Source organism: Nonomuraea sp. ATR24, from assembly GCF_041950485.1.
GTDB classification, from domain to species: Bacteria; Actinomycetota; Actinomycetes; order Streptosporangiales; family Streptosporangiaceae; genus Nonomuraea; species Nonomuraea ceibae.
In genome coordinates, this window is sequence record NZ_JBGNUU010000001.1 from 296,331 (window position 1) to 322,501 (window position 26,171).

The 26,171-nt window shown below is 71.9% G+C and carries 28 protein-coding genes; 8 read left to right on the plus strand and 20 right to left on the minus strand.

The features are described 5' to 3' along the window. Nucleotides 1-44: 44 nt before the first annotated feature. On the plus strand, nt 45-437 hold the full coding sequence (locus tag ACBI99_RS01445) for a RidA family protein (RefSeq protein ID WP_375071498.1): 393 nt from the start codon (nt 45-47) through the stop codon (nt 435-437). A gap of 47 nt (nt 438-484) precedes the next feature. Next, complete coding sequence (locus ACBI99_RS01450) at nt 485-1,606, plus strand: tRNA-dihydrouridine synthase (RefSeq protein WP_375071499.1); 1,122 nt, start codon at nt 485-487, stop codon at nt 1,604-1,606. Here the strand turns inward: ACBI99_RS01450 and ACBI99_RS01455 are convergent. The 4 genes from ACBI99_RS01455 to ACBI99_RS01470 form a co-directional block, all read right to left on the minus strand. Then, nucleotides 1,603-2,232, minus strand: coding sequence for a response regulator transcription factor (locus ACBI99_RS01455; protein ID WP_219502864.1), 630 nt, complete (start codon nt 2,230-2,232; stop codon nt 1,603-1,605). The two genes, ACBI99_RS01450 and ACBI99_RS01455, sit on opposite strands and share 4 nt — an antisense overlap. Further along, nucleotides 2,229-3,455 carry a sensor histidine kinase gene (locus tag ACBI99_RS01460; RefSeq protein WP_357591917.1) on the minus strand — a complete coding sequence of 409 codons (1,227 nt, stop codon included), beginning with the start codon at nt 3,453-3,455 and terminating at the stop codon, nt 2,229-2,231. Before ACBI99_RS01460 ends, ACBI99_RS01455 begins: the two co-directional genes overlap by 4 nt. Before the next feature lie 13 nt (nt 3,456-3,468). After that, nucleotides 3,469-4,608, minus strand: a complete 1,140-nt coding sequence (locus ACBI99_RS01465) for a DUF418 domain-containing protein (protein WP_375071500.1) — start codon at nt 4,606-4,608, stop codon at nt 3,469-3,471. A gap of 149 nt (nt 4,609-4,757) precedes the next feature. Then, nucleotides 4,758-7,400 (minus strand): AAA family ATPase, encoded by a 2,643-nt coding sequence (locus ACBI99_RS01470; RefSeq protein WP_375071501.1) that lies wholly within the window; start codon nt 7,398-7,400, stop codon nt 4,758-4,760. 74 nt (nt 7,401-7,474) lie between these two features. Between ACBI99_RS01470 and ACBI99_RS01475 the strand changes: the two genes are divergently transcribed. Genes ACBI99_RS01475 through ACBI99_RS01485 form a run of 3 tightly spaced genes read left to right on the plus strand, consistent with a single transcriptional unit; the run spans nt 7,475 to nt 9,293 of the window. Further along, the gene (locus ACBI99_RS01475; RefSeq protein WP_219502876.1) at nt 7,475-7,843 is read left to right on the plus strand and encodes a nuclear transport factor 2 family protein; all 369 of its coding nucleotides are present in this window, start codon (nt 7,475-7,477) and stop codon (nt 7,841-7,843) included. A gap of 4 nt (nt 7,844-7,847) precedes the next feature. Next, the gene (locus ACBI99_RS01480) at nt 7,848-8,858 is read left to right on the plus strand and encodes a nuclear transport factor 2 family protein (RefSeq protein WP_357591913.1); all 1,011 of its coding nucleotides are present in this window, start codon (nt 7,848-7,850) and stop codon (nt 8,856-8,858) included. A 15-nt stretch (nt 8,859-8,873) separates the two neighbouring features. After that, the gene (locus ACBI99_RS01485; protein ID WP_219502882.1) at nt 8,874-9,293 is read left to right on the plus strand and encodes a hypothetical protein; all 420 of its coding nucleotides are present in this window, start codon (nt 8,874-8,876) and stop codon (nt 9,291-9,293) included. Here the strand turns inward: ACBI99_RS01485 and ACBI99_RS01490 are convergent. The 4 genes from ACBI99_RS01490 to ACBI99_RS01505 form a co-directional block, all read right to left on the minus strand. Further along, nucleotides 9,278-9,922: a response regulator transcription factor gene (locus ACBI99_RS01490; RefSeq protein ID WP_357591911.1), complete on the minus strand. Its 645-nt coding sequence runs from the start codon at nt 9,920-9,922 to the stop codon at nt 9,278-9,280. The two genes, ACBI99_RS01485 and ACBI99_RS01490, sit on opposite strands and share 16 nt — an antisense overlap. Continuing rightward, complete coding sequence (locus ACBI99_RS01495; RefSeq protein ID WP_375071502.1) at nt 9,886-11,142, minus strand: sensor histidine kinase; 1,257 nt, start codon at nt 11,140-11,142, stop codon at nt 9,886-9,888. The genes ACBI99_RS01490 and ACBI99_RS01495 overlap by 37 nt, the downstream gene beginning before the upstream one ends. Continuing rightward, nucleotides 11,139-11,918: a type II CAAX endopeptidase family protein gene (locus ACBI99_RS01500; RefSeq protein ID WP_357591907.1), complete on the minus strand. Its 780-nt coding sequence runs from the start codon at nt 11,916-11,918 to the stop codon at nt 11,139-11,141. The genes ACBI99_RS01495 and ACBI99_RS01500 overlap by 4 nt, the downstream gene beginning before the upstream one ends. Before the next feature lie 91 nt (nt 11,919-12,009). Beyond that, on the minus strand, nt 12,010-12,495 hold the full coding sequence (locus tag ACBI99_RS01505; RefSeq protein ID WP_357591905.1) for a GNAT family N-acetyltransferase: 486 nt from the start codon (nt 12,493-12,495) through the stop codon (nt 12,010-12,012). 160 nt (nt 12,496-12,655) lie between these two features. Here ACBI99_RS01505 and ACBI99_RS01510 point away from each other — a divergent pair, with 160 nt between their 5' ends. After that, complete coding sequence (locus ACBI99_RS01510) at nt 12,656-13,216, plus strand: GNAT family N-acetyltransferase (protein WP_375071503.1); 561 nt, start codon at nt 12,656-12,658, stop codon at nt 13,214-13,216. A 42-nt stretch (nt 13,217-13,258) separates the two neighbouring features. Here ACBI99_RS01510 and ACBI99_RS01515 read toward each other — a convergent pair whose 3' ends face one another. The 3 genes from ACBI99_RS01515 to ACBI99_RS01525 form a co-directional block, all read right to left on the minus strand. Further along, nucleotides 13,259-13,606 carry a hypothetical protein gene (locus ACBI99_RS01515; protein WP_219502901.1) on the minus strand — a complete coding sequence of 116 codons (348 nt, stop codon included), beginning with the start codon at nt 13,604-13,606 and terminating at the stop codon, nt 13,259-13,261. Nucleotides 13,607-13,936: 330 nt separating this feature from the next. Further along, on the minus strand, nt 13,937-14,578 hold the full coding sequence (locus ACBI99_RS01520; protein WP_375071504.1) for a gamma carbonic anhydrase family protein: 642 nt from the start codon (nt 14,576-14,578) through the stop codon (nt 13,937-13,939). A gap of 92 nt (nt 14,579-14,670) precedes the next feature. Next, nucleotides 14,671-15,174 (minus strand): hypothetical protein, encoded by a 504-nt coding sequence (locus ACBI99_RS01525; protein ID WP_375071505.1) that lies wholly within the window; start codon nt 15,172-15,174, stop codon nt 14,671-14,673. Nucleotides 15,175-15,358: 184 nt separating this feature from the next. Here ACBI99_RS01525 and ACBI99_RS01530 point away from each other — a divergent pair, with 184 nt between their 5' ends. After that, a complete protein-coding gene (locus ACBI99_RS01530; protein ID WP_375071506.1) occupies nt 15,359-15,511 on the plus strand; it encodes a hypothetical protein in 153 nt (50 codons plus the stop codon). A 94-nt stretch (nt 15,512-15,605) separates the two neighbouring features. On the opposite strand, the gene ACBI99_RS01535 is transcribed toward ACBI99_RS01530, so the two are convergent. The 6 genes from ACBI99_RS01535 to ACBI99_RS01560 form a co-directional block, all read right to left on the minus strand. Further along, a complete protein-coding gene (locus tag ACBI99_RS01535; protein WP_375071507.1) occupies nt 15,606-16,184 on the minus strand; it encodes a DUF6461 domain-containing protein in 579 nt (192 codons plus the stop codon). Nucleotides 16,185-16,319: 135 nt separating this feature from the next. After that, nucleotides 16,320-17,354, minus strand: a complete 1,035-nt coding sequence (locus ACBI99_RS01540) for a hypothetical protein (protein ID WP_375071508.1) — start codon at nt 17,352-17,354, stop codon at nt 16,320-16,322. Between the two features lie 195 nt (nt 17,355-17,549). Then, nucleotides 17,550-18,140 carry a hypothetical protein gene (locus ACBI99_RS01545; protein WP_375071509.1) on the minus strand — a complete coding sequence of 197 codons (591 nt, stop codon included), beginning with the start codon at nt 18,138-18,140 and terminating at the stop codon, nt 17,550-17,552. Nucleotides 18,141-18,372: 232 nt separating this feature from the next. Next, entirely contained in the window at nt 18,373-19,236 is an 864-nt protein-coding gene (locus ACBI99_RS01550; protein ID WP_375071510.1) for a type II CAAX prenyl endopeptidase Rce1 family protein, read from the minus strand. Nucleotides 19,237-19,408: 172 nt separating this feature from the next. Further along, nucleotides 19,409-20,071: a response regulator transcription factor gene (locus ACBI99_RS01555; protein ID WP_357591883.1), complete on the minus strand. Its 663-nt coding sequence runs from the start codon at nt 20,069-20,071 to the stop codon at nt 19,409-19,411. Continuing rightward, a complete protein-coding gene (locus ACBI99_RS01560) occupies nt 20,068-21,165 on the minus strand; it encodes a sensor histidine kinase (protein WP_375071511.1) in 1,098 nt (365 codons plus the stop codon). Before ACBI99_RS01560 ends, ACBI99_RS01555 begins: the two co-directional genes overlap by 4 nt. A gap of 217 nt (nt 21,166-21,382) precedes the next feature. Between ACBI99_RS01560 and ACBI99_RS01565 the strand changes: the two genes are divergently transcribed. Beyond that, nucleotides 21,383-22,210: an alpha/beta fold hydrolase gene (locus tag ACBI99_RS01565; protein WP_375071512.1), complete on the plus strand. Its 828-nt coding sequence runs from the start codon at nt 21,383-21,385 to the stop codon at nt 22,208-22,210. A gap of 103 nt (nt 22,211-22,313) precedes the next feature. On the opposite strand, the gene ACBI99_RS01570 is transcribed toward ACBI99_RS01565, so the two are convergent. The 3 genes from ACBI99_RS01570 to ACBI99_RS01580 all read right to left on the minus strand — a co-directional run bounded on the left by ACBI99_RS01570 (nt 22,314) and on the right by ACBI99_RS01580 (nt 25,957). Continuing rightward, nucleotides 22,314-22,979, minus strand: a complete 666-nt coding sequence (locus ACBI99_RS01570; RefSeq protein WP_357591877.1) for a response regulator transcription factor — start codon at nt 22,977-22,979, stop codon at nt 22,314-22,316. Next, nucleotides 22,976-24,046, minus strand: coding sequence for a histidine kinase (locus ACBI99_RS01575; RefSeq protein WP_357591875.1), 1,071 nt, complete (start codon nt 24,044-24,046; stop codon nt 22,976-22,978). The genes ACBI99_RS01570 and ACBI99_RS01575 overlap by 4 nt, the downstream gene beginning before the upstream one ends. Nucleotides 24,047-24,130: 84 nt before the next feature. After that, the gene (locus ACBI99_RS01580; RefSeq protein WP_375071513.1) at nt 24,131-25,957 is read right to left on the minus strand and encodes a serine hydrolase; all 1,827 of its coding nucleotides are present in this window, start codon (nt 25,955-25,957) and stop codon (nt 24,131-24,133) included. Nucleotides 25,958-26,171 lie beyond the last annotated feature (214 nt).

Genomic DNA, 26,171 nt, shown 5'->3' on the forward strand with positions numbered 1-26,171 from the left:
TCTTCTTGCACGGACAAACATGTACGTACATGCAAGGAGATGTCATGAAGCGCGAACGCATCAGCACCACCCCCGACTGGTACGAGCCCTACGCCATCTCACAAGCCATCAAGGTCGGCGACCTCGTCTACGCCTCCGGCCAGGCCGGCTTCGACGACAACGGCGTCACCGTCAGCCACGACTTCGAAACCCAAGCCCGCCAGGCCTTCACCAACCTCGACCGCGTCCTCAAAGAAGCCGGATCCAGCCTCGCCGACGCCGTCAAGGTCACCATCCTCGTCACCGACCTCGAACCCAACCTCGACACCATCATCAAGCTGCGCAAAGAGTTCTTCACCGAGCCCTACCCCGCCGACACCCTGATCCAGATCTCCCGCCTCGCCCAGGCCGACTGGCAGATCGAGGTCGACGCGACCGCCGTGGCGACCGCGCGCTGACGCCGCCGATCCGCAACAGACCTCCGACCCATCAAGGGAGTACCTCCATGACGAACCACCACGCGCTGCTGCCCGTCCGGGTCGGCGGTCTCGACCTGCCCAACCGGCTCGCCGTCGCGCCGATGACCCGGGTGTCCGCCGACCCCGACGGCACACCGACCCTGGAGATGGCCGAATACTACGAGCGGTACGCGGCGGGCGGCTTCGGGCTGGTGATCACGGAAGGCACCTATACCGACACCGTCCACAGCCAGGGCTACCTCAACCAGCCGGGCATCGTCTCCGCCCGGCACGTGTCGGCCTGGCAGGACATCACCACCAGGGTGCGGGCCGCCGGGAGCCGTGTCGTGCTCCAGCTCATGCACGCCGGCGCGCTGTCGCAGGGCAACCCGTACCGCGCCGGCACGGCCGGGCCGTCCGCCGTGCGGCCGCGTGGGGAGATGCTGCCCGAGTACGGCGGGTCCGGACGCTGGCCCACGCCCCGGGAGATGACCGGGGCCGACATCGAGGCGGCGATCGGCGGCTTCGTGGCCTCGGCCGTCCGGGCCCGGGATGCCGGCTTCGACGGGGTCGAACTTCACGGAGCCAACGGCTACCTGCTGGACCAGTTCCTCACCGACTACACCAACCGGCGCGCCGACTCCTACGGCGGCCCGGTCGCGAACCGGGTCCGGCTGACGGCCGAGGCGGTGGCCGCGGTCCGGGCCGAGCTCGGCGCCGGCTTCTGCGTCGGCGTACGGCTGTCGCAGGGCAAGGTCAACGACTTCGGCCACCGCTGGGACGGCGGCGCGGCCGACGCGCGGATCATCTTCGCCGCGCTGGCGGAGGCGGGCGCCACGTACCTGCACATCGCCAGCGAGGGGCGCGACTGGATCGAGACGGCCCGGCTGGACGGCGGCGTCACGATCACGAGCCTGGCTCGCCAGGTGAGCGGCCTTCCGGTCATCGCCAACGGCGGCATGCACGATCTCGCGCAGGCGGCCCAGGTCCTGTCCGACGGCCATGCCGACCTGCTGTCCGTCGGCCGGGGCGCGCTGGCCAACCCCGATCTTCCCCATCGCCTGTCGCGGGGCCTGCCGCTGGAGGCGTACGACCGTCGCATGCTGGAGCCGATGGCGACGCTGAGCAACGCGCGACAGCGGCTCCAGGGCCCGCGCGTTCGCGCCTAGGGCAGCAGGCCGCGCGTGTAGGCGGTGGCGACGGCGGCGGCCCGGTCGGAGACGCCCAGTTTGGTGTAGATGTGCGCCAGGTGGGTCTTGACCGTGGTCTCGCTGATGAACAGCGCGGCGGCCGCCTCCTTGTTCGTCGCGCCGCGCGCCACCAGCCGCAGCACGGTGTGCTCGCGCTCGCTCAGCTCGGCCGCCCGGGGCGCGGGCTCGCGTACGCGCCGCAGGACGCGGGCCGCCACGGCGGGCGTCAGGACCGTCTCCCCCACGGCGGCCGCGCGGACGGCGCGGAAGACCTCCTCGCGGGGCGAGTCCTTCAGCAGGAAGCCGATCGCGCCGGCCGCCACGGCCGGCAGTACGTCGTCGTCCCCGTCGTACGTGGTCAGCACCAGCACCCGGGCCGACGGCACCCGCGCGGTCAGCAGCCCGATGAACTCCGCCCCGCCCAGTCCCGGCATCCGCAGGTCGGTCAGCACGACGTCGGGCTGTTCCCTTACGGCCACCGCCAGCCCTTCCTCGCCGTCACCGGCCTCGCCGACGATCTCCAGGTCGGCCTGCTCGACGAACATGCCGCGCAGGCCGTCGCGTACCACGGGATGGTCGTCGACGATCACCAGCCGCACCGTCACGGCGCCTCCCGTTCGCCGGCCGCCGGGATGGCCGGCACGCTCACGCTCACCGCGGTGCCCCGGCCGGGCGCCGACTCCACCTCGACCTCGCCCGCCAGCCGGCTCACCCGCTGGCGCATCGCGGTCAGCCCGAAGCCGCCGGTCTGCGAGGGGGTGAATCCGACCCCGTCGTCCCTGATGTCAGCCACGACCACATCCTCCATGTACGACAGGGTGACCACGGTCTTGCCCGCCCTGGCGTGGCGGGCCACGTTCGCCAGGGCCTCCTGCACCGCCCGGAACAGCGTCACCTCGACCTCGGGGTGCAGCAGCCGGGCGGTTCCGGTGACGGTGAGCGTCGCGGGCGTCTCGTGCGTCTCGCCCCAGCCGGACACCAGCGCCGACAGCGCTTCCGGCAGCCGGGAGGCCGCCAGCGGGCCGGGCCTCAGGTCGTCGAGGGAGCGGCGGACTTCCTTCGCGCTCTCCCTGGCCAGGGCCCGGGCTATGGCCAGGCGGCGGCGTACCGCGTCGGGGTCGGAGGCGACCTCGTCGGCGGCTTCGAGCTGGGTGACGATGCCCGCCAGCCCCTGGGCGACGGTGTCGTGGATCTCGCGGGCCAGCCGGCCGCGCTCGCCGGCGACGCCGGTCTGGCGGGCGGCGGCCAGCAGCTCGCCCTGCAGGGCGGCGTTCTCCTCGGCGAGCCGCGCCAGGCGCGCGTTGGCCTCCTCCAGCGCCCGGTTCGCCGCGCGCCGCCGTCCCACCTCGGCCTCCATCGCGCGGATGATCCAGCCGATGAACGCCGCCAGCGCCACCGACGCCAGCACCCCCGGCACCCTGGGCCAGACGTCCACCGGCCAGGACAGCGCGAACGGGTCGCCCAGCACCAGCAGCCCGCCCGCGGCCACGCCGAGATAGGCGTAACGGCCGGGCAGGGCCACGAACGCCATCGGGAAGCAGGCGACGACCAGCAGCGCGTACGCCGGGTGACGGGTCGACAGCACCCACGAGAGCGCCAGCAGTCCCGCGAAGTACACCGCCATCGGCGCCAGCGCCCGCTCCGGCCATTGCGGATGGGCCATCACCATCCAGCCGTGCCACAGCCCGGCGGCCACGGCCAGCGCCACGGTGACGGCGCGGCCGGACGGCGGGGCCGCGGAGTCGGCCACGGCGATCAGCGTCGCCACGGCCAGTACGGCCAGCGGCACGGCGTGCCAGCGCCGGTCCCAGTCGCGTACCCGCACCACCCAGACCTCGCTCTCACCTGCGGGGGTAGGCCAGGCGGCGCAGCAGCACCTCGGCGGGCCCGCGCGCCCCGGCCCGGCGCATCACCTCGGCCGCCACCACGGTGCCCGCCCAGACGAGCAGCGCCAGCGCCACCGTGGCGGCCGATCCCAGCCATCCGCCGAGCCCACCCGCATAGGGGGACAGAAGCGCCACGAACCCCACTGACTGTAGTAGATAGCAGGTCAGCGAGCGCTGACCGCAGGCCGCGAGCGCGGTCACGACGGGCCCTCGCCGCCGCCCGATGCGGTCGGCCAGTACGCCGATCAGCGCCGCGTACCCCAGCCCGCCCGCGATCCCCGTCACCACGTGCACCGCGTTCAGCGCCATGATCACCACCGGGTCGTGCACGGTCAGGACCCCCGCGGCGATCAGCCCCACCGGCAGCCCACCGGCCGCGCCGGCCAGCGGCCCCCACAGCGCCGCCCGCCGCAGCCGGTCCGGCGAGGACAGCAGCGCGCGGCGCCCCGCCCACACGCCGACCAGGGCCGCGGTGCCCACCCCCAGCATGCCGAGGGGGCCCGTCACCCACTCGACCGGCCGCAGCGCCAGCGCCGTCAGCGGGTCCTCGACGGCGAACGACCAGAAGTACGACCGCTCCGCCGCGCCGTCCGGCGTGCTGAAGACCAGAGCCGACGCCAGCGCCACCGGAACCAGCCAGCAGGCGGCCAGGACGAGCAGCGTCCGGTCACGCACCCGTAGCAACCGGACCAGGACCAGGCCGACCAGCCCGTACACGCCGAGCACGTCCCCGGAGAACAGCAGCGTCGCGTGGACCGCGCCGAGCGCCAGCAGCCACCAGCTGCGCCGCCTGAGCACGCGCCGCCCTTCGGCGTCGTCGCGGCGCCGGTTCCAGATCTGCACCATGCCGTAGCCGAACAGGGCTGCGAACATCGGGTACGCCCGCGCGTCCACGACCGTCATGCTCACCGCCGAGGCCAGCCGGTCGAGCCAGCCGTGCTCGACGATGTGCTGCCTGATGCCGTACGGGCGCCCGTACAGGTAGATGGCCGAGTTGGCCACCGCGATCAGCGCCAGCATGATTCCCCTGGCCAGGTCGGGGGCGAGTTGCCGCGCCCCCTGCCCCACCGGGCTCAACCGTTCGACCGCGACCACGTCGCCTCCCCTTCGTCACCGGATCTCGCACCCGAGTGTGGGGCCGGGGGCGGGGCCGGCGAATCGTGCGGCGGGGCGCGATCCGGCGGCGAACGGGCGATGCCCGGCATCCTCCGTTCGGAGGATGCCTGCGGCGTCGCGCCTGCACGTCACGCGCGGGTGACCACGGCGGCGAGCTCGCCCCGGGAGGCGACGCCCAGCTTGGGATAGGCCTTGTACAGGTGGTAGCCGACCGTGCGAGGGCTCAGGAAGAGCTGGGCGGCGATGTCCTTGTTGGACAGCCCGCGCGCGGCGAGCTGGACGATCTGCCGCTCCTGCGGCGTCAGGCCGGCGGCCCGGTCCGGGGCGGGCGCGTCGGCGAGCCCGCCCGCGGCCTGGAGCTCGCCCCTGGCCCGGCCTGCCCACGGGACGGCGCCCAGGCGTTCGAAGGACTCCAGGGCCTCGCGCAGCTGACCGGCCGCGACGCCGCGGCGGCGCGCCCTGCGCAGCCACTCCCCGTACAACAGCCTGGTGCGCGCCTGCTCGAAGGCCGGTCCGCCCGCCTCCAGCGCCGCCAGGTAGTGCGCCTCGGCGTCGTCCGCGGCGAGCAGGGCCAGGCAGCGCTCGACGAGGTGGCGCTGGTCGAGACGGAGGTAGCGGGCCAGGGCAGGCCGGGCGCGGTCCGGCTCACCGCTGCGCACGGCGGCCTCCACCAGGTCGGGCACGCACCGGATGGCCGACACGTGATACCAGCCCGGCCCGTCGGCGAGGGCTTCGAGCCGGCCGAGTGCCGCCTCCGCCCGGCCCTGGCCCAGGTCCAGCAGCGCCCGGGCCCAGTCGGCCCACATGGCGCCCTGCATGGGGACGGCCGGGCTGCGCGCCACGTCGGCGGTGAGCCCGCGGTGGCCGTCCTCGTCGCCCTCGATCGCGGCCAGGTAGGCGAGCAGGCCCGTGTTCAGGGCGGCCCACTGGTGCTGGCCGGTGTTCTCGGCCAGGCGCAGGGCGGTGGTCGCGGCGGCGCCCGCCGCGTGGAGGCGTCCCCCGTGGAAGAGCTCGGCCTGCGCCTGGAAGTAGAGCACCATCGGCAGCACGCCGATGCTGCCCTCGGCGTGGCAGCGGGCGACCAGGCGGGTGGACATGCGCAGGGCGGCGGCGTCCTGCCCGGCGATGAGCGGCGTGCCGCAGACCATCGCCGCCAGCCCCGGCGGGTAACCGGCCAGGGCGTGCTCGGCCTCGGCCACGACCTGCTCCAGCGCGCTCGGCCCGGCCGGGTCGGCACCCGACAGCCGGGCGAAGGCGGCCGACTCCAGGCGGGCCAGGGCGGCGACGGGCTCGTCGAGGAGGCCCTGCGACAGAACCTCCGCCAGGCGGACGGACACCTCCGACAGCTGGGCCTCGCCGGCGTACCAGGCGGTCTGGTAGGCCCGGACCAGCAGCGCCGGGTCCAGCTCCGCGGCCTCGGTCATCAGGCGGTGCGCCTCGGCGTACCGGCCTCGCCCGAAGTGGGCGGTGGCCTGCGTGTGGATGACGCGTGAGCGCAGCGCCCGGTCGGCGGTCAGCGCTCCGGCCTCGCCGGCCAGCTCCTGGGCCCGGTCGAGGTCGCCCGCCTCGATGGCGGACTCGGCGGCCAGGGTGAGCCGCCGGGCGCGGGTCTCGTCGCCGTGGCCGGTCAGGGCGGCGGCGCGCTGGTAGGCGGTGGCCGCGGCGGCGTACCCGTGCCTGAGCGCGGCGCGCCGGGCGGTGCGTTCGAGCTCGGCCGCCACCTGCTCGTCGGGGCCGACGGTGGCGGCGGCCAGGTGCCAGGCCCGCCGGTCGGCGTGGTGGTCGCCGGTCAGCGTCTCGGCGAGCGCGGCGTGCACGGCCAGCCGGGAGCTGATCGGGGCCCGCTGGTAGACGGCCTCGCGGATCAGCGGGTGGCGGAAGCGCACGTGCTGCCCGTTGGTGGTCACGAGCCCCTCGGTCTCGGCGGGACGCAGGTCGGCGGCGGTCACGCCGAGCAACGTGGCCGCGGCGAGCACCTCGTCCAGCCCCTCTCCCGCGGCGGCCACCAGCAGCAGGGTCCGGGTCGCCGCCGGCAGGTGGTCCACCTGGCTGTGGAAGGCCGCCTGGAGCCGGCTGCTCAGCGGGAGCCCGCCGGGCCCGTGGGGGTCCTGGCGCAGAGCGGCGGGCAGCTCGATGAGGGCCAGCGGGTTGCCCTGCGCCTCGGCCAGCACCCGGTAGCGCTGGCCCGGCGTCAGGTCGCTCCCCTTCAGCAGGGCCGCGGCGGCCGTGGAGGGCAGCCCGGTCAGCGTGAGCTCGGGCAGCCCGTGCGCGTCCTCCTCGTCGCGGGTGGCCATGACCAGGGCCAGGCCCTCGGCGTCCAGCCGCCTGGCGGCGAAGGCCAGCGCGGCACGGGAGCCGGGGTCCAGCCACTGCGCGTCGTCGATGAGGCACAGCACGGGCCCGTCCTCGGCCACCTCGGCCAGCAGCGACAGCACGGCGAGGCCGACGAGGAGGGCGTCGGCGCCCTGCCCCTCCGTCAGGCCGAGCGCCGTCTCCAGCGCGCGTCGCTGCGGCGGCGGCAGCTTGCCGGTGCGGTCCAGCGCCGGACGGAGCAGCAGGTGCAGTCCCGCGTACGCCAGCTCGCTCTCGGACGGCACGCCGCTGCGCCGGATGACCTGGATGCCGTCGGCGCGTCCTGCGGCGTGGTCGAGCAGGGCGGTCTTGCCGATTCCCGGCTCGCCCTTGATCACCAGGGCGCCGCTGCGTCCTGACCGCACGGTGGCGAGAAGCTCGTCGATGACGGATGCCTCGGTTTCTCGCCCGTACAGCATGGTCTCCCTTTACTGAGACAAGTACCTAATCGCGACAGATGCCCATTATGTGCGGTTTCCCTAGCGTTCTCGTCATGAAGAACATCGACGAGACCATCGCCCGCTACCTCGCCACCTGGAACGAGACCGACGCCGCCGCCCGCCGCGCGGCCATCGACGAGCTGTGGACCCCGGACGGCGTCTACACCGACCCGATGGCGGTCGCCGCGGGCACCGACGCGATCGACGCCACCATCGCGGCGGTCCAGGAGCAGTTCCCCGGCTTCACCTTCACCCTGGCGGGGCCGGTGGACGCCCACCACGACATCGCCCGTTTCACCTGGGAGCTCGCGCAGGACGGCGCCGAGGCCCTGGTGGTGGGCTTCGACGTGGCCGTGCTGACCGCCGACGGCCGCATCGACCGCGTGCACGGCTTCCTCGACAAGATCCCCAGCGGGGCCTGAGACCATGAGGAACAGAAGGCGCCATCTGGCCGCCGCCCTGCTGGCCGTCCTGCCGATCGTCGCGCTCGCCTCGCCCGCGCAGGCGCAGCGGACGGACGGTCCCGTGATCGAGGGCCGGGTCAGCCCTCAGGCGAAGATCTTCATCGACCGGCAGACCCGGTTCGGCGCCATGCCCACGGGCGACGGCGCCGAACGGATCAGGATCTACGGTGAGATGTTCGCCGCCGACGCGACCCTCTGGGAGGCCGCCGCCGACCTCATCCACGGCAGGCCCGCCATCGAGCAGGCCATCAAGGGCACGCTCGCGCTGGTGCCGGACTTCGGGTTCACGCCGCGGCGCATCGCGGCCGGCGGCGACACCGTGATGTACGGAGCCCACAACACGATCGTCGTCCACGGCAGGACGATCGAGTACCCCGCCATCTACCGCGTGGTGCTCAACCAGGCCGGCGAGGTCGCGCAGGGACGGCGCTACTACGACCGGTACTCCTGGTTCGCCCCCATCGCCCCCGGTGAGCTGAAGCTGGACAACCTGTTCGGCGGGATCGCCGATCGTGCCGCCGCCGCCCCCGAGGCCGAGGCGCAGGTGGACAGCTCGCGTCAGGGTCTGCTCGGCCGGGCCGCCGCCTGGAACAGCAGGAACGCCCAAGCACTGGTCGCGGCCTCGGGCAGGGCGCCGCTGAGCGGCCCCGGCCTGGACGGGCGCAAGCTGTACACGAAGGCCGCCAAGCTCGCCTACGTCGACAGGCTGCTCAGCAGGTTCGAGAACGACCCGGAACGCGGCAACGTCACCGCGCTGCGGCCCGGGCAGGCGATCCACACCCGCGACGCCACGTACCAGGAGTGGTACGGCACCGTACGCAGCCAGGAGCGGGAGATCTCCTACGGGATCATCGAACGCTTCGGCCACCACAAGGGCAAGGTCACCGACTGGAGCCTGACGTTCGACACGCTGCCCCTCATCGCCGACGCGGGCAAGATCGACCAGCTGTACGGCCTGCTGCGCCGCACCTGAGGAATGAGGAAGACCATGGCACTGGACGTACGGGTGGAGAGCGCCTGGGACCTGCACGACCAGGTGGAACGCTGGTCCCGATCGACCGGGATCACCGTGGAGGTGTGGGCGCTGCCTGGCGAGCCGCCGCCCCGCGTCGTCGAGGGGCTCGTCCGTGCCACGATCCTCGACACGCTGGACGCGTTCGCCGAGGACGGATCGGTGCGGTGCGTGGGCCTCGCGCTCACCCTCGGCGCCCGGGGACTGCGCCTGACGATCAGCGGCGACGGCTCCGGCCTGCCGCGGGAAGGGCTCGCCGGACGCCTGCGCGTCAGGCGGGCCGGGTTCGCGGGGCTGGGCGGCGGGCTGTCGACGAACGCGGTGCCCGGCGGTGGCGTCACCGTCAGCGCCGCGCTGCCCGCACACGCAGCGCGGCGCCATCAGCGCTTGAGGTAGGCCAGGACAGCCAGGACGCGGCGGTTGTCGTCCGTCGAGGGGGCGATCCGCAGCTTGCCGAAGATGCTCGCGGTGTGTTTGGCGACCGCGCTCTCGCTGAAGTGCAGGGCCGCCGCGATGGCGACGTTGGACCTGCCCTCGGCCATCATCTCGAGCACGTCCAGCTCACGCGGCGTCAAGCTGCCGATCATCCCGCGGGCCTGGCTGCGGGACAGCAGCTTGGCGATGACCTGCGGGTCCATCACCGTGCCGCCCGCCGCGACCCGGCGGACGGCGTCGACGAACTGCTCGGTGTTGGTGACCCGGTCCTTGAGCAGGTAGCCGACGGCGCCGTCCCCGGCCGCCAGCAGCTCGTTGGCGTACAGCTGGTCGACGTACTGGGAGAGCACCAGGATCGGCAGTCCAGGACGGCGGCGGCGGGCTTCGATCGCGGCCCGCAGCCCCTCGTCGGTATAGGTGGGCGGCAGCCGGACGTCCACGACGGCGACGTCCGGCTCGTCCTGGAGCAGCGCGCGCAGCAGCGACGGCCCGTTGTCGACCGAGGCCACCACCTCGCAGCCGTGTTCGCGCAGGGTCCTGGTCAGCCCGTCCCTCAGCAGGAAGAGGTCTTCGGCGAGGACAACACGCACGGAATCTCCATGATCGCAGTGGTCGGCCCGCCTGGCGGGCTGTGCAGGGTGAGAACGCCGTCGAACGTCTCCAGCCGCCGCTGGAGGCCGCGCAGCCCGGTCCCCTTCGCCGGGTCGGCGCCGCCGCGCCCGTCGTCGGTGACGCTGACGCGCAGCGTCCGCCCGTCGTGGTCGAGGACGATGCCGACCTCCCGCGCGCCGGCGTGCTTGGCCGCGTTGGCGAGGGTCTCGCCGACCGCGAAGTAGGCGGCCGACTCGACCGGCGCGGGCAGGCGGCCCGCCAGCCGTACGTCGACGTGGACGTCGAGGAAGCTGTCGAGCGCGAGCGACCTGACGGCGTCGCCGAGGCCCCGGTCGGCGAGGACCGGCGGGTTGATGCCGTGCACGAGCGTGCGCAGGTCCTCCAGCGCCCGCGCGGTGGTCTCGCCCACCTCGGCCAGCAGCCTGCGGGCGGCCGCCGGGTCGCTGTCCAGGACCCGGGTGGCGCTGTCCAGGGTCATGCCGAGCGCGACGAGCCTGGCCTGGGCTCCGTCGTGCAGATCGCGTTCGATGCGCCTCAGCTCGGCCGCCTGCACGTCGAGCGCCTGCGCCCGGGTGTCGGTCAGGTGGGCGATCCGCCTGGTCAGCTCCGTACGGCGCGGCACGGACAGCAGGAGCCGGGTCCAGCGGCCGTGCAGGCTCAGGATCCGCGGCGCCATCACGACCCCGGCGACCAGGAAGCCCACGCCCAGCGCGAGGGCCGCCAGCATGGTCGGCGTGCTGTGGACCGGGACGAACGCGTACCAGTTGCCGTCGCCGAGGTGCCGCCACACGAAGGGCTGCACCAGCGTGCCGAACGCGCCGTACCAGAGGAACATGAGCGGGATCGCGACGAGGACTCCCCCGGCCCACGGCTCCAGCCAGGCCCAGGCCAGATCCCGCCAGAAGCCCTCGTCGGCGAGGATCGCGCCCGCTCTCCTGCGCCGGCTCCACGAGGGGTCACCGGCGAACGGCTCGGGCGCGCTGATCCGCACCCCCGTCCACCGGGCGGCGCGGGCGCGCGAGCGGTCCGACAGGCGCCGCAGCGCCGTCGCGGCAGGGACGAGCAGCCGGAAACCGGCGCCCACGGGGAGGAGCAGGAGGGCCAGGACGACGAGCGACCCGACGGCGGACACCGCCACCGCGAGCAGTCCCGCCAACTGGCAGCGCCCCACAGCGGCCAGCGCCCCCTTCGCTCTCATCGGTCGTGGATTCTAACGGGCGCGTTCCACACCCACAGCAGCGCCGCCAGCGCGCACGACGTGCCGAACATCACCATCGGCACGACCGCCCCGCTCTCCTCGTCCATGAACAGCAGCAGGCCGAGGTTGATCAGCGTGTGGAAGCCGCCGGTCAGCAGCAGCCGGTGCGAGCGCACCCGCTCCAGCGCCAGCCCCATCACGACCGACATCGACACCGTCGCCAGCAGGAACGCCGCCGCGTGCGCCGGCGGCCTGCCGAACACCGGCACATGCCACACCCCCCACAGCACCCCCACCGCGATCGACGCCGTCAGCGGGCCGAACCGGCGGCGCAGCAGCGGTTGCAGCAGGCAGCGCCAGCCGATCTCCTCGCCGCACGCGCCCACCAGCTGCGCGACCACGATCAGCGCGAACGGACTGCCCAGCGTCCCCGGCCCGGTGAACCCGGCGTCGCCGGTGAGCAGGCCGTACCCGCCGACGCAGAGCGCGACGATCACCGGAGCCGTGGCGAGCAGCAGCAGCCCGTGACGGCCCACCCCGCCGGCCTCCTGGCTCACCGCGCCGGACAGGGCCCGCCGGGTGAGGCTCGGCCACCACAGGGCGACGGCCCCGACCGCGAGGGCCGGCCCGAACTGGGTCAGCTGGATCACCTCGGCGGGGATCGGCGTGAAAGCCTGCGCCGCGCCCAGCAGGCCGGACGCCACGAAGGCGACAGCGAGGAACACCCCCACGGGCGCCAGGACGCGAGAGGTCGTCGGTGTCTGTGTCTTCAGCATGGGACCGACGATTCCGTCCGGCCGCGCTGCGATCACTGCACCTGGCAACCTGACGGGGGTGGATCCAGGTCCACCCCCGTCAGGATCTCCCTCAGGGTGCGCCGCCGGGGACTCCCGCCCCGGACCCCACGGTGACCCTCAAGACAGGCAGCCGCCGGCCGGGAGCGACCTCTCGCTCCCCGACGCGCTCGGCCCCCATCCGCAGGTAGAACGTTTCGGCGTGCGGGTCGGACTCAAGGGTGAGGGTCTGGAAGCCGGCGCCGCGCGCGGACTCGACGGCGTGCTCCCAGAGTCTGCGCCCCAGCCCGGTGCCGATGGCCTCCGGCTCGATGAAGAGATCCGCGAGCTCGCCGTGCGGAGGCTCGCCGGCGAGGTGGTAGTAGCCTGCCGGCACACCGTCCCGCTCCGCGACGACGACCCGATCGGCACGAATGGTGGCGGAGCTTATCGACAGCAGCTCCGCCCAGCCGTCGAGCATCTCCTGCGGGTAACCCCAGTACGCCTTGGAACGCCGGGTGAGCGCGGTGAGCGCGTCCGCCTCGTCCGGTTCGGCGGCTCGTACAACGATGTCGTTCACCGCCGTAGTATCGCTCGCACGAACACGCGGAAGGCGTACGGTCGGGAGATCTGCCCGTGACAGGGAAGGTGGCGAGATCGTGGGCGACGGACAGCGGACGGCCGGCCACTGCCGGCGACGGTCAGGCCGGGCGCGGCTTCGCCGGGCCGGGTGAGGGCTCATGTTCCCGGTGAAGCTCTCCTCCCCCCGGCTGGGGATGCGCGAGTTCGAGCCCGGCGACGTCGACCCGCTGCTCGCCATCTACGGCGACCCCCTGGTGGCCGAGCACATGTCGTTCGAGCCGCGCGACCGCGACCAGGTCGCCGGCATCGTCGACCGCGCGATGAAGGCCGCCCGCCGGCCGGAGCGCAACGAGTACTCCCTCGCCGGCGTCCTTCCGGGCGGGGAGCTGGTCGCCCATCTGCGGCTGGCCGTCGACATCGGCCACCCGCTCCAGTCCAGCGGCCAGATCGGGTTCGCGTTCCGCGCGGACCAGTGGGGGCGCGGGCTCGGCGGCCACGGCATCCAGCTCCTGCTGCGGCTGGGCTTCGAACACCTGGGCCTGCACCGGATCTGGGGCGCCCGCTCCCCCGTCAACGAGCGGTCGGCCCGGGTCATGGCCCAGGAGGGGATGGTCGAGGAAGGCACCATCCGCGGGCACCTGAAGCTCGCCGGCGGCTGGCGCGACTCCGTCGTCCACTCGATCCTGCGACCGGAGTGGGACGGGCACGACGAGGAGTGACGCGGAACGGCCGGGATCAGACAGGCCGCATGGGGACGAACGTCAGTGGGGATCGCTCAGGTGCGTGTACCACGGGCCCCACACGCGCAAGGTGTCGCCCGGCCTCCTGTCAGGACTCCACATGTACGCGCGGTGGGCGCCGCTGAGGGAGAAGACGACCACGTCGCCGTCCCAGTAGATCGCGTCGAAGGTCAGGCCGCCGATGGTCCGGCGCCCCAGCACCTCGTCCTTGCCCAGCGCGCGGGCGACGGCCTCCATCTGCGGAGCCGCGTCAGCGAACCGATCGTCCTGGCCGGGCTTGAGCCAGAAGAGCCCCACGAGGAGAAGCACGCCGGCGAGGAGTATCGCTGCCCAGCGTAAGCCCGGGCCGTTGGTGATCGTTCGTCCCATGCGAGCATCTTCACACACGTATGTGCAGGACTCATGAAGATCACGATGCCACGCGGTTCCACGCCCCGACCTGCACTGTTCACTCCAGCTGAAGGTGATCTTCCGGCATTCCTCGTTGTTCCGGGGCTCGACCGTGGGGCGGTGCGCATGCTGCTGGGCGCCATCGACGCGCTCAACCGCTACTTCTGCGGCGAGCCGTACCGACTGCCGGCCGGCGCCGAAGCCGCGCAGCTCCGACGGCTCTGACCTGCGGTTCGACACCAGGAGTGAACTGTTACGCGGAGCGAGGACTCCGGTCACCTGGTGCCGGCCCGGCTCATCCGGGGAACGCTAGCCGGGATTCAGCACCTCGTCGTCCGCGTGCGCGCCGAACTCGGCGACCCGCACCTCCGCGATGTGCTCGTACCGGCTGATCCGGTCGGTCCACTCCGCGTCGACGCCGAACGCCACCTGCGCGAAGCCCATCCGCCTGACGGCGTCGGCCAGGCCCGGATCGCCAGGGGCCAGCAGCCGTACCGGCGCGTCAAGCGCCACGGTGTGCGGCGGCACGAAGTACTCGTCCGGCAGAACGGTGCGCGCATGGACGAGCGCGCCGACCGCGACCACCGAGCCGGCCCCCAACCGTGCGCACTGCAGGACCGTCGCCGCGGTCGCCACGTAGGCGCACCTGCCGACCTCGCAGCCCAGCAGCGTGGCATGCGGCCCCACGAAGACGTGGTCGCCGACCAGCACAGGCTGATCGCCGGCGACCGCGGACCCGCGCAGCACCGCGTTCTCGCAGATCACCGCCGCCTCCCCGACCTCGATCCGGGACCCCTCGGCATCGAGCACCGCACCGTACATCACCCGCGCCCTCGGCCCCACGCGGACATCGCCGACCAGCGTGGCCGTCGGGGCGACGTACGCGGTGGGATGGACCTGCGGTTCATGCCCGCGGTGCCGGATGCGGATTCCCCGTGCTTCAGCGATCACGAGCGGATCCTCGCCGAACCGCCCGCGCGCATGCTGGCGGATTTCAGACATCGCGTACGCCGAGATCGGCTGACGCGGCACCAGTCACCCGCCTACTTGACGACCCTGCCTGTGGTCTTCTCCCCGTCCACGGATATGGCCAGGCAGTACATGGTCCTGTTGAGGGGCCAGCCGGCCGCCGTCGGGCCGATCCCCAGCAACGCGACCGCATCGCGTTTGCCGTCCTTGATGCGCATCCGGGGCAGGCATCCGTTCTCCGCGAGGCGTCGCATGTCCGCCCCCGGGTACGGCCCGTCGGGCAGCACGTAGGTGGTGGCGAACTCCGCCATGTGCGGCTCGGCGCACGGCACGACGGTCACCTCGTAGGTCTCGGGTATGGGGTCGATGCAGTCGCCGGGCCGTAACTCGCTGACGTCATAGCGCTCCGCGCCGGCGGGCAGCTCCGGCACGGCCGTCGGCGACGGCAGCACGGAGGCGGACACGGAGGCGGAGGCGGACGCGGACGCCGGGGCAGCGGCGGGGGGCGGGCCTGAGGCTGAGGTGCAGGCGGTGAGCGGGACGAGCAGGCAGGCCGCCACCACGGATGGCCGGATCATGAGCCCTAAGAATGGCATCACCACAAGCCGTTGCCTACGGCAGAGCAGGCGAAGCCCACATGCTCCGGGCAACGCCAGGCCCCAGCGCCGACGACCGGACCAAGCAGACTGCTGACCCCAACCACCCCGGCACGCTGGTACGCCGTGCGTCGCTCACGACGGGCTGAGCAGCAAGGTGCATCATGTGGCCGACTGTCCGCTGCCGACCACCGGCCTTCGTCTGGCCCCGGGCCGAGCCGCAGACGGCCCGCAGTTCCGCGCCGTGCTGGAGCACGTCGTGCTCTGCCTGCCCGTCGGCCGTCCGCGCACCGTGGCGGCGGTCGGCCGGGGGTCATGATGCCGAGCCCTACAAAGCAGCACAGCACGGCGGAACGGTGCATCAACCGGATGAAGAAATGGATCGGACTGAAGACCCGGACTTCGCACAAGCTCTAATACGGCAGGACGAAACGGGTGTGCGCCAGTCGTAGCCAGTACCGGTCGAGATGGACGCCGGTGATGCGCTGGGCGAGCAGGAATCCGGTGGAGATCATTTCTTCGATCGGAAAGTCGCCGTCCTCGTTCCAGACATCCGGCATGCTCAGGCCGGCCGCGTGCTCGTCGAAGTGCGGCAGCGCTTCGTGCAGCGGCACGGAAACGGCGACGTCGCCGTCCACCGCGTACTGGAGGCGGTGGTTCGCGTTGATGTTCCAGCCGATGGACAGGGCTCGCCCGCCGTCGGCGGAAAGCCTCGCGAGGAGGTCTCCGCCGGCGATGTCGCCACCCTGCACCTGGAACGACACCGTCCAGGAGTCGTCGTCCGCCTCGCCGATCAAGACAATGCCCGCCCCGTCGCGCCAGTGTGGGTTCTCGTCTATGCCACCGGTGATTTCGGAGAGCGAGACGACAGCGCCGTCGTCTGGGTTCACGCCTATCCTCGCGGCGGTTTCCTCAAGGTCCAGCCCTTCGGCCCAAACGGTGTAGAAGCTGGTACAGACATTCAGCCACTGCTCATGCAGCAGGTCGTACATGTGGGTTGGCGACTGGTTCATGGGATTCCGTTCCGACCTGCGCTGACGTGGGGCGGAGCCGTCCCCCCGGCCCTCGGGGGGCAGCGGCCGGGCGGCACCCCAGGTCAGCATGTCGTTAGCAGCGAAGACGAGTTGTCAGCGGAAGTCGGAGATGCGCAGCACCGCCAGCATGTCCGCCGCCCGGGAGCCGCCGGTCGAGAAGGAGGCTTCCGCGCCGACCCAGCCGCGGAAGGCTCCCGTGTCATCGATGATCTGCATGAGCGGTTTGACGTGGGAGTTGCCGGTGTAGCAGAACTCACCGCGCTCCATCGCCAGACAGGTGCACCAGTGCCACAGCGTGTCGCGGCGGTCGGACTTGGAGATCGTCGTGAGGTAGTACTGGATGGAGCTGATGTTGGAGCGGGTTCCGCCGCCGTACTTGGGGCAGCCGCCCGACTTCTGGCACGCGCCACGCGAAGATGGCTGCAGGTAGGTCAGGCATGAGGTGGTGGAGGTGCAGGCGCGGAAGGCGGAGTGGCCGAACGGCTGATTGCCGGAGGCGACAAGCTTGCCGCCCGCCCAGCTCGTCAGGTCCTGCCTGAGCGAGCGGGGGAACGCCTTGACCGAACTCATCGCGCGCCGGGTGCTGAACGCGGCGTTGCTGCCGTAGCCGTACCCGTGCGTTGCCAGCGTGCTCCGCTTGAGGTCCAGACGGGCCAGCTTGCCGTCAGGTGAGGACCGTACGTACCACTGCTCCGTCCAGGTCTGGGCGATCTTCCACCGGATGGTGAGCACGCCGCCCGCCACGGTGTACGTCCCGGTACGGCTCTCCCCGGGGGCGCCGGTGAACCCTCCGGCGGTGAGCACCTCGCAGCCGCGGGGCCGTGATGCGACACCGCCCTTCTTGGTGGTGCAGCTCGGGTCGGGGACGGTGCCGGTGCGCTGCCTGGCCTTGGGATGCCGCTGCCACCACAGGTACATGGCGGCCTTCACCGTGCCGTTCGCGGCGAAGCGATAGTTGCCCAGGCGTACCCAGTTCTGCTGGGAGGCGGCCTTCAGATGTCCCTGTGAGACGACGAAGGTGGTCCTGCCGCCAGGCAGGGGCGAGGCGGACACCGCAGCGGTGGCCGGCTGGGCGGGCAGGACGGTGATGGCGAGCACGAAGGAGAGGATTGCCGCTGCGGTACGCATGAGAAGTCTCCGGGAGGCTTGCGAGCGGGGCGATCGTCAATGGGTCACCGTATTCGGTCCGCACCGGATATGTCTTCGAAACCGCGGCCATGCCCCCGGGCAGCGGCGCCGGCACATCCGGGCCGTTTCGCGAAGGCGAAGGTGCGGGGCCCCTGCGATGACGTCACGGGCGAATGCAATGGCGATAGCGACTACCTACGCCGGGTGGCGCTTGACACGGCGAGCCGGCCTGCCCGGTTCCTTCAATGCTTGCTCTCTGGCCCATGCCCGCATTCGGTCGGACTTGTTCAGCGGTTCGCTGTCCGCCATCTCCCGGTACCTCGCGGTGGCATCAGGACCGGCGTCGACAGGCCAGATGGTGATCAGGTAAGCCTCTGGGCAGACCTGCCTATAGGCCTTGTTGTTGACGCTTCTGCCGTTCGTGTGGACCCTCATGCGATAGCGGCCTGGTCCTTGCGGAGTGAGGTTGGGAAACTGTGAAGGAGGCTCACCCATCAACCCGCACAGCACCGTCTCACCGGTCAACGTGATGAGGTCGAACTCCGTGCCGTCCTCCCATGCGTCGGGCTGGGGCATGGGAGGAGGTCCGGTCGCGAGCTGGATCGTCACGTCGAGAAACCCCGTGTGCACCCCTGTCCAGATCACTGCGATTCCCGGTCGGCTGGAGGCCAGCTGGTCGACTGCATGGTCTGGATGTCCTCTTTCGGAGTCGCGGTCACCCACCATGAGCGTGTGGTAGGAGACGAACACCCTCTCCGCTCGTTCTGTGCGCACGATCTCAGCCATGGACGTGATCGTAAGGCGGACATGTTCTCCAGCCATTTGCACGCAAGCCATCCCATGCTCTTGCTGTGGCGCTTCGGATCTTTCGCGGATTTAACGATTGAGCTGGATCTGCTGGGAGGCGCGGGTCTGGCCTCGATGGGTGCCGCACCTTCCTGACGATGGTCATCTCAGGCTGCGCAGAGTCGCTGTCGGCGGAGGAGCGGCAGGAATCTCGGGCTCCGGCAGGCGCAGGTCATGCGACGCTGGGGCGCATCAGCCATGCGGCGGCGGCGAGAGTGAGCGCCCAGCCGATCACCTCGATGAGCAGGTGATCCGTTGCGCTGGGAACGGACTGCAGCACGTACACCCGGACGCTGTTGATCGCGCCGTGCGTCAGGACCGCGGGCCAGACGCTCCCCGACCGCCGGCGGAGCGCGAGCAACAGCGGCGCCCACGGCAGCATGCCCGCGAAGTAGATGACGATGTCCCAGGTCGGTCGATCGCCGATGACGGCGAGGACCGGCAGGTGCCAGACGATCCAGACCAGACCGCTGACAAGGGCCAGCGGCCAGAATCCCCATGACGCGGCGCGCGTCGCCAGCCAGCCGCGCCAGCCGAACTCCTCGCCGATGGCGAAGACCGACTGCATGAGGAAGACCGGGACGACCCACATGGTCGCCGCGAGGATCTGGTCAAGCGGGTTGAGCTGCCAGATCCCCGATGCCAGGGCGATGGCGGTCTGCATCGCGGCGATCGCGGCGATGAGGAGGATTCCGATGCCGGCCCACTTGGGTGTGCCGCGCCAGCTGGTGGCGAACGTCTCCCGGAACGTTCCGGGTCGCCGGGCGAGCCACATGATGATCGCTGCGAGCAGCGGGGTCAGTTGCAGGATCGGAGTGATCAGGTTGTTGACGTCCGCCGGGACGAGCCGGAAGACCATCGGGACGGACAGTGCGAAACACAGCAGGACGGCGATCGCGAAGAACCATGTGACATCGGAAATCGCCGATCCGGCAGAACGGGAGCGCGTGGAGGACGCGGTCATGATGATCTCGTTTCGTGCGGGCGAGCGTGCGGTGATCTTGTACGCGATGCCGAACGGCGTCCGGGGTGTCACCGCGTTGTCCCATCCCGGCGGCGGATGAGCGGCAGTCGCGGCCGGGATGGGCCCGTGCCGTTCCGGGGGGATCACCGGGGGTGGGAAGGACACGGCACCGAACCTAGGCCGGGGTGTCACCTGCGGACATCACCCCGGGGGGTGAGACGGCACCACCCGGCGGGATGGGATCTCAGCCCGGCAGATCGTTGCGGCCCACGAGCCCGTTCTCGTACGCGTGGATCACCGCGTGCACGCGGTCGCGCAGGCCCAGCTTCCGCAGGACGGCCCGGACGTGGGACTTCACCGTGTTCTCGCTCAGCGTCAGCTCCGCGCAGATCTCGCCGTTGGATCTGCCGCGGGCGAGCAAGCCGAAGATCTCGACCTCGCGTGGAGTGAGACCGTCCAGCGCCGCCGTCCGCCGTACCGGCACGTGCCGTACGAGATCCAGGATCGTCGCGGCCACTCCCGGAGCCAGCGCCGACGTGCCGGAGGCGACGTCGCACACGGCCTGGGCCAGGGCGGCGGGCCGGACGTCCTTGGTCAGGTAGCCGCTCGCGCCGGCCCGGATGGCGGCCACGACCAGCGCGTCGTCATCGAACGTCGTCAGCATGAGCACCCGGGTCGCCGGCGCGATCCTGACGATCTCCTCCGTGGCGGCGACCCCGTCCATGCGCGGCATGCGGATGTCCATCAGGACCACGTCGAGGCGGTGCCGCCGGACGACCTCGACGGCGTCGCCGCCGTTCGCGACGTCGTGGGTGACCTCGATGCGCTCGTCGGCCGACAGCACCGTGCGGAGGGAGGCCCGCAGCAACTCCTGATCGTCGACGAGCATGACACGGATCGCGTTCATGCCGCCTTCTTCGTGGGGAGCCGCGCCCGCAGGACCCATCCGTCGTCCCCGTCGTCGATCGACAGGGTGCCCCCCGCGGTACGCACGCGTTCCTCGATCCCCATCAGGCCGGCCCCCTGGCCGCCGGCTCCGCGAAGCGCCTTGCCGCCGTCGTCGCGCACCTCCACCGCCACTTCGGCCGGGGTCCAGTGCAGGCGAACGGTCACCTCCACCGGTGGAACGAGGTGGCGCAGCGCGTTGGTGATGCCTTCTTGCACGGTACGGACCACCGCGACCTCGGCGCTCAGGCTCAACGGCCGCCGCGCGCCCACCTCGTCGAACGTCACCGCATGGAGCGGGCTGGCCGCCGAGGCCACCAGGTCGGGGAGGGCGTCGAGCGAGATCGGCCGGGCATCGGCGCGCGGGCCCAGGGTGGCCAGCATCGCTCGCAGCCCCTGGTGGGCGTCCCTGCCGGTCTCGGCGATGTCGCCGAGTTCGCGGCGGGTCGCCGGATCCGCCGTCGTCACCGCCGCGGCCTCGATCCGCGCGACCATGACGGTGACCGTGTGGGCGATCACGTCGTGCAGGTCGCGGCGGATGCCGGCCCGTTCGTCGGCGACGGCCGCGGCCAGCCGTTCGCTCTCGGCTCTGCGGCCGGCCTCGTGCCTGCGGCGTACCAGCAGGGCCGCGAGCCACACGCCGCCGACCACGAGCATCAGCAGCCCGCCCTCGCCCAGACGGGCCGGGAGGTCAGCGGGCAGCCGGGCCCACGCCACCAGCTCGGTGAGGACGATGCCGAGCACGGCGACGGCCAGCGCGGCCGCCGAGGACCTGAACGGGACCCGGGCGGTCAGCAGCCACAACACGAGCGGGAAGCACACGGCCGAGGGCAGCATGACGGGTGACCAGCTCAGGGAAGGCGTCGCGGCCAGCACGAGCATGCCGAGCGCGGCGAGCGCGTACCCGGTCCACGGCCGCCTGGCGGTGGTCAGCGCACCCGCGTGAAGGAGTACGGCGGCGACTGCCAGGACCAGGAGCTGCCAGAGGTCCGCGCCGAGCAACCGGACGGCCACCAAGGTGAGCACGGACAGGAGGGCCATGACCACGTGTGCCACCACGGCCAAGGTCGTCGCCTCCCGATGGTTCGTGGTCCTGGTTCGACGTGCCACAGGATAGCGAGCGTGCGATCTGGCACGGTGTCATGGCCGCTGCGACGATCGCGCGGGCCCTGCTCACCCGGCCGGTGGTGATGGTGACGGCCGCCCGGCCTTTTCGGCTCCGGGGGAACATTTGTCCAATCCTGGCGGCCGGCCGCCCGTGCACAGTCTCCCCATGAGTGAATACGACACTGAGCACCCGCATGGCATGCACGTGGTCCATGACGGCCCGCGGCAGGCGCCGCCGTTGCTGCTCATCCACGGGTCCGGGGCCTCGGGCGGTTTCTGGCGTCCGGTGGTCCCGGCGCTGGCCGGCCACCATCACGTCATCCGGGTCGACCTGCCGGGTTGCGGCCAGTCCCCGCCCGCGCCGTCGTATGACGTGCCCGCCCAGGCGGGTGAGGTGGCGGCGCTGCTGGACCGCCTTGGGCTCCGTCACGTGGCCGTGGCCGGGCACTCCAGCGGCGGCTACGTCGCCACCGCGCTCGCCGAGCAGCGTCCCGACCTCGTCGGTTCGCTTTCGCTGATCAGTAGCGGCCCGAGCCCGGATGCGCTCCTCCGGCAGCCGTTCGTTCTCCGGGTGCTGCTGGCCCCGCCGTTCGGCCCGCTCATCTGGCCGAGGCGGTCGGACGCGATGATCCGCAAGGGGATCGGCGCGACGGCCGTCCGCCCGGTGGACCTCCCGGACGACGTGGTCGCCGACGTACGGGGCATCACCTACCGCGTGATGCGGACCGTACTCCGCCAGAACACCGCCTACATCGCCGAACGGAGCGTGCCCGAGCGGCTGGCCGCCCTCGACGTCCCCGTACAGGTGATCTTCGGTGCCGCCGACCCCCGCTGGGAGCCGTCGTCGGCGCACCGGTACGACTCGGTGCCGGGCGCCCGGGTCGAGCTGCTGCCAGGCGTCGGGCACCTGCCCATGCTGGAAGCGCCCGAGACGGTCGGCGAACTGCTGCTGAGCTTCACGACGACGAGGCCGCCGACCACCCGTACTGCCTGATGCCCAGGCTTACTCGCCCGGTGCGGCCCTTCAGCGGGCCGCCCCTCGACGGCCGGATGGCCACGGGTTGATCATCTGCCGGCCCTGGCTGACGGGCATGCCCTCAACGGCGCCAGTGGCCTGGCTGGACGAGGCCGGATTCGTAGGCGCAGATGACCGCCTGGATCCGGTCGCGCAGGCCGAGCTTGGACAGCACGTTGCTGACGTGGGTCTTCACCGTGTGCTCGCTGACCACCATGGCCGCGGCCATCTCGGGATTGGACAACCCCTGACCAAGCAGGGCGAGAGTTTCGCGCTCCCTGGTGGTCAGGGTGTCCATCCCCGGTATCGCGATCGGCGGGCGAGCCGCGCGGCGGACCAGGTCGTCGATCAGCTTCCTGGTCACGACGGGCGCCAGCAGTGACTCCCCGGCCATCACGACCCGGACGCCGTGCACGAGGTCGTCGCGCCGCACGTCCTTGAGCAGGAAGCCGCTGGCACCAGCGTGCAGGGCCTCGTAGACGTACTCGTCCTGGTCGAAGACGGTCAGGATGATGACCTTGGTACCGGTTTCGGCGCAGATCGTCCTGGCGGCCTGGATGCCGTCCATGACGGGCATGTGGATGTCGAGCAGGGCGATGTCGGGTGCGTGGGCGCGGACGGCCGCGATGGCCTGGGCGCCGTCGCCGGCCTCGGCCACGACCGTGATGTCCGGCTGAGTGTCCAGGATCAGGGCGAAGCCGCTGCGCATGAGTTCGTGGTCGTCGGCGACCACGACGCGGATCGTCACGAGGCGGCTCCCGTCAGGCGCACCGTGACGGCGAAGCCGCGGCCGTCCGGCCCGGGTCCGAAGGACGCCGACCCGCCGCAGGCCACCGCCCGCTCACGAATGCCGATGAGACCGTGACCCGAGCCGCCGGTGTGTCCGCGGCCGTCGTCAGCGATGCTGATCACGAACGGGTCCTGCCTCCAGTCCAGTTCGACGGCCACCGTGGCCGCCCGGGCGTGCTTGACCGCGTTGGTGAGTGACTCCTGCACGATCCGGTAAGCGGCGGCCTCGGCGTCGGCGGGCAGTGGGCGCGGCGTGCCGTGGACGGTCAGCTTGGTACGCTGCCCGGCCCGGTCCACGCTGTGCACCAGCGCCTCGATCCGGGCCACGGTCGGCGGAGCGCCGGGGGACGACTTGCCGAGCAGTCCCAGCAGGCGGCGGAGCTGGTCCATCGCCTCGCGCCCGGTCTCGGCGATGGCGTCGAAGGCGGCCTCGGCCCGTACCGGGTCGGGACGTACGGCCAGCGGCCCGGCCTCCGCCTGCACCACGATCAGACTGATGGCGTGGCCGAGGACATCGTGCATGTCCCGGGCGATCGCCGCCCGCTCCCGCTCGACCGCCCGCTCCGCCTCCCGCGCCTTGTCGCGTTCGAGTTGACGGGTGTACGTGTGCCGGTTGGCCGTGGCCCGGCCCAGGGCCCAGGCCGCGACGTACATCACCAGAGCCCGCACCGTGGTGTCCGCGCTCGGCGGGTTCAGGACCAGCCCGGCAAGCTGCGCGCCGGCAGCCGCGGCGATCAGGGCCAGCGCCCAGGCCCGGACACGGCGCGAGCCGTGCGCGGCCACCGTATAGAGCGCGATCAGCAGCGCGTACGGGATCGGCTGCGGGGCGGTGTCGGGGTCGTTGAGCAGATAAGCGCCCGTCGCGGCCGTGACCGCCGCCAGAACCGTCAGCGGTGCGCGCCGCCGCCAGATCAGCGGCAGCGCCAGGGCGAGCACGGGCAGGTACTGCCCGAGCGTGTAGCCCGTCACCGGGTCGGCCTCCCGGATCGTCAGGAGGAAGGGCGCCGAATGTGCGGCGAGCACCACCAGAGCGATCGCAAGGTCCGCAATCAGCGGAGGAATCCGGCGAATGTATCGGGCAATATCTGACATATCGGGACGAAATCCTACTCAGGTGTACGACAGGCCGACAAAGTTGTAGAGAAACGCCACAGCAGCGAACGCGACAAGGCCTGTCGTGACCAGCGTGTAGCCGAGCCTGGCCCACGGACGCCACCAGCGCCGCCACCAGGCGAGCACCGCACCCGCCAGCAAGGTGGCGGACAGCGCCACGGTCAGCGTCGCCAGCACCAGCAGCCCGATCAGCGCCGGAGCCCCCTGCAGGACCAGCGGCAACGCCCGGCCCTCATCGGCGATCAACGAGCCGAACCCGGCCACGAACACCATCACCGCGACACCGCCGAGCCAGGCCGCCAGCCGCCAAACCCATGGCCCCCGCATCGTCCGCCCGCGCGTCATGCGGACGGCCAGCGCCACGGGATACGCGATCACGGCGATCGCCGACGCCAGCACCGCCCACGCCAGCAGCCCGAGATGCAGCCACGAGTGCTCCAGCCAGCCGATCCGATCGAACACGACCGTCTGACCGCCGAGCGCGAGCTGACCCGGCTCAGGAAAGGCGATGCGGCTCCATCCGCCCTCCTGCTGGAAGACACCGGGCTCGACCTGGATCCAGCGCTTCTCCCCGCCGCCGAGCCCGGTGGTGACGACGCTGCCGTCGGCGTCGGCGGTGACCCGCACGGGCGTGTCCGTCAGCGCCTGAACCTTGAGCAGGCTTCCGCGACTGACGCCGCTGCTCTGGTACCAGCCCTCGTAGGCGCGGGAGGACGCGCCCGCCAGCGCCGAGACCTTCGGCGGCGCCGATTCCGGCAGGTACCGGTCGATGATCTTCTCCACCAGCGCGAACCCGTCCAGCCCGTGCCGGCTGGTGCCGTCGCCGTTGGAAATCACGTGAACGCCGATGCCCTGCTCGGGCAGCAGGAACATGTAGGTGTGCATGCCGGGCATGTCACCACCCTTGAACAGCAGCCGATGCCCCTTGTACGGCCGCTCCTCCCACATGAACCCCATCCCGGCCAGACTGGGATGCTCGCTGTACTGCCGGCGCTGCATCTCGGCCGCGACCCCGGCCCCGGCCCGCACGTCCCGCGACAACTGCGCCTTCAGGTAGAGAGCCATGTCGGCGGCGGTCGACGCCGGACCGGCACCGGAAGCGGCGAAGTCCGCGCAGTCGACCGACGTGGGCGTACCGTCCACCAGGTAGGCCTTGGTGCCGCGCAGCCCGCCGCAGGTCATGACGGAGTCATGCATGCCGAGCGGCTCGAACACCTGCCGCTTCACGTACTCCTCGAACGGCGTTCCCGACACGGTCTGCACCAGATATCCGGCCAGCGCCACCCCGTAGTTGCTGTAGGACACCCCGGTGCCCGGCGGGCGCACCCGTTCCGGCTGGTGCGCGGCCAGCGCCTCGCCCAGCGGCAGAATGTCCGAGGCGCTGCCCACGACGTAGTCCTCGTCGAACCCTGCTGTGTGCGTGAGAAGGTGCCGCAACGTGACCGGGCGCCCCGGATAGGTGTCACGGACCTGGAACGTCTTGAGATAGGAGTTCACGTCCGCGTCCAGGCTCAGTTCGCCCGCGCGGGCGAGTTGCAGAGCGGCCTGCGCGGTGAACAACTTGGTCTCCGAGCCGATGAGGAACCTGGTGCGCTCGGGATCCACCGGCACCCGCCGCTCCGCATCGGCCCAGCCGTACCCCTTGTGCACCACCAGCCGGCCGTCGGCCACCACCGTCACCGCCACGCCGGGGATCTTCTCCTCGGCCATCGTCGTGGTGACGTGCTCGTCGACCAGCGCGCTGAGCCCCTGCGGGGCGGGCGGCTCGACGGCCTGCGCCGGGGAGGCCGTCAGCACCAAAGCGGTCATGAGTTTCAGCAACATGACGTCAAGGGTCCTGCGCACACCCCTGCCGGCACATCGCCGACGCCACCCATCCGCCCCTCCGCCGCCTGGGGGAGCCGTACGGGACAACCCCCTCGGTTCCGCCAGGCCGGGCCGTGCTGGTGTTGAGAGGATATGCCGGACGGCAGATGCCCCGCGGGATCTGCGGTGCGAGGTTGGCCTCGTGAAGAAATTCAGGACAACGCTCGCCGCT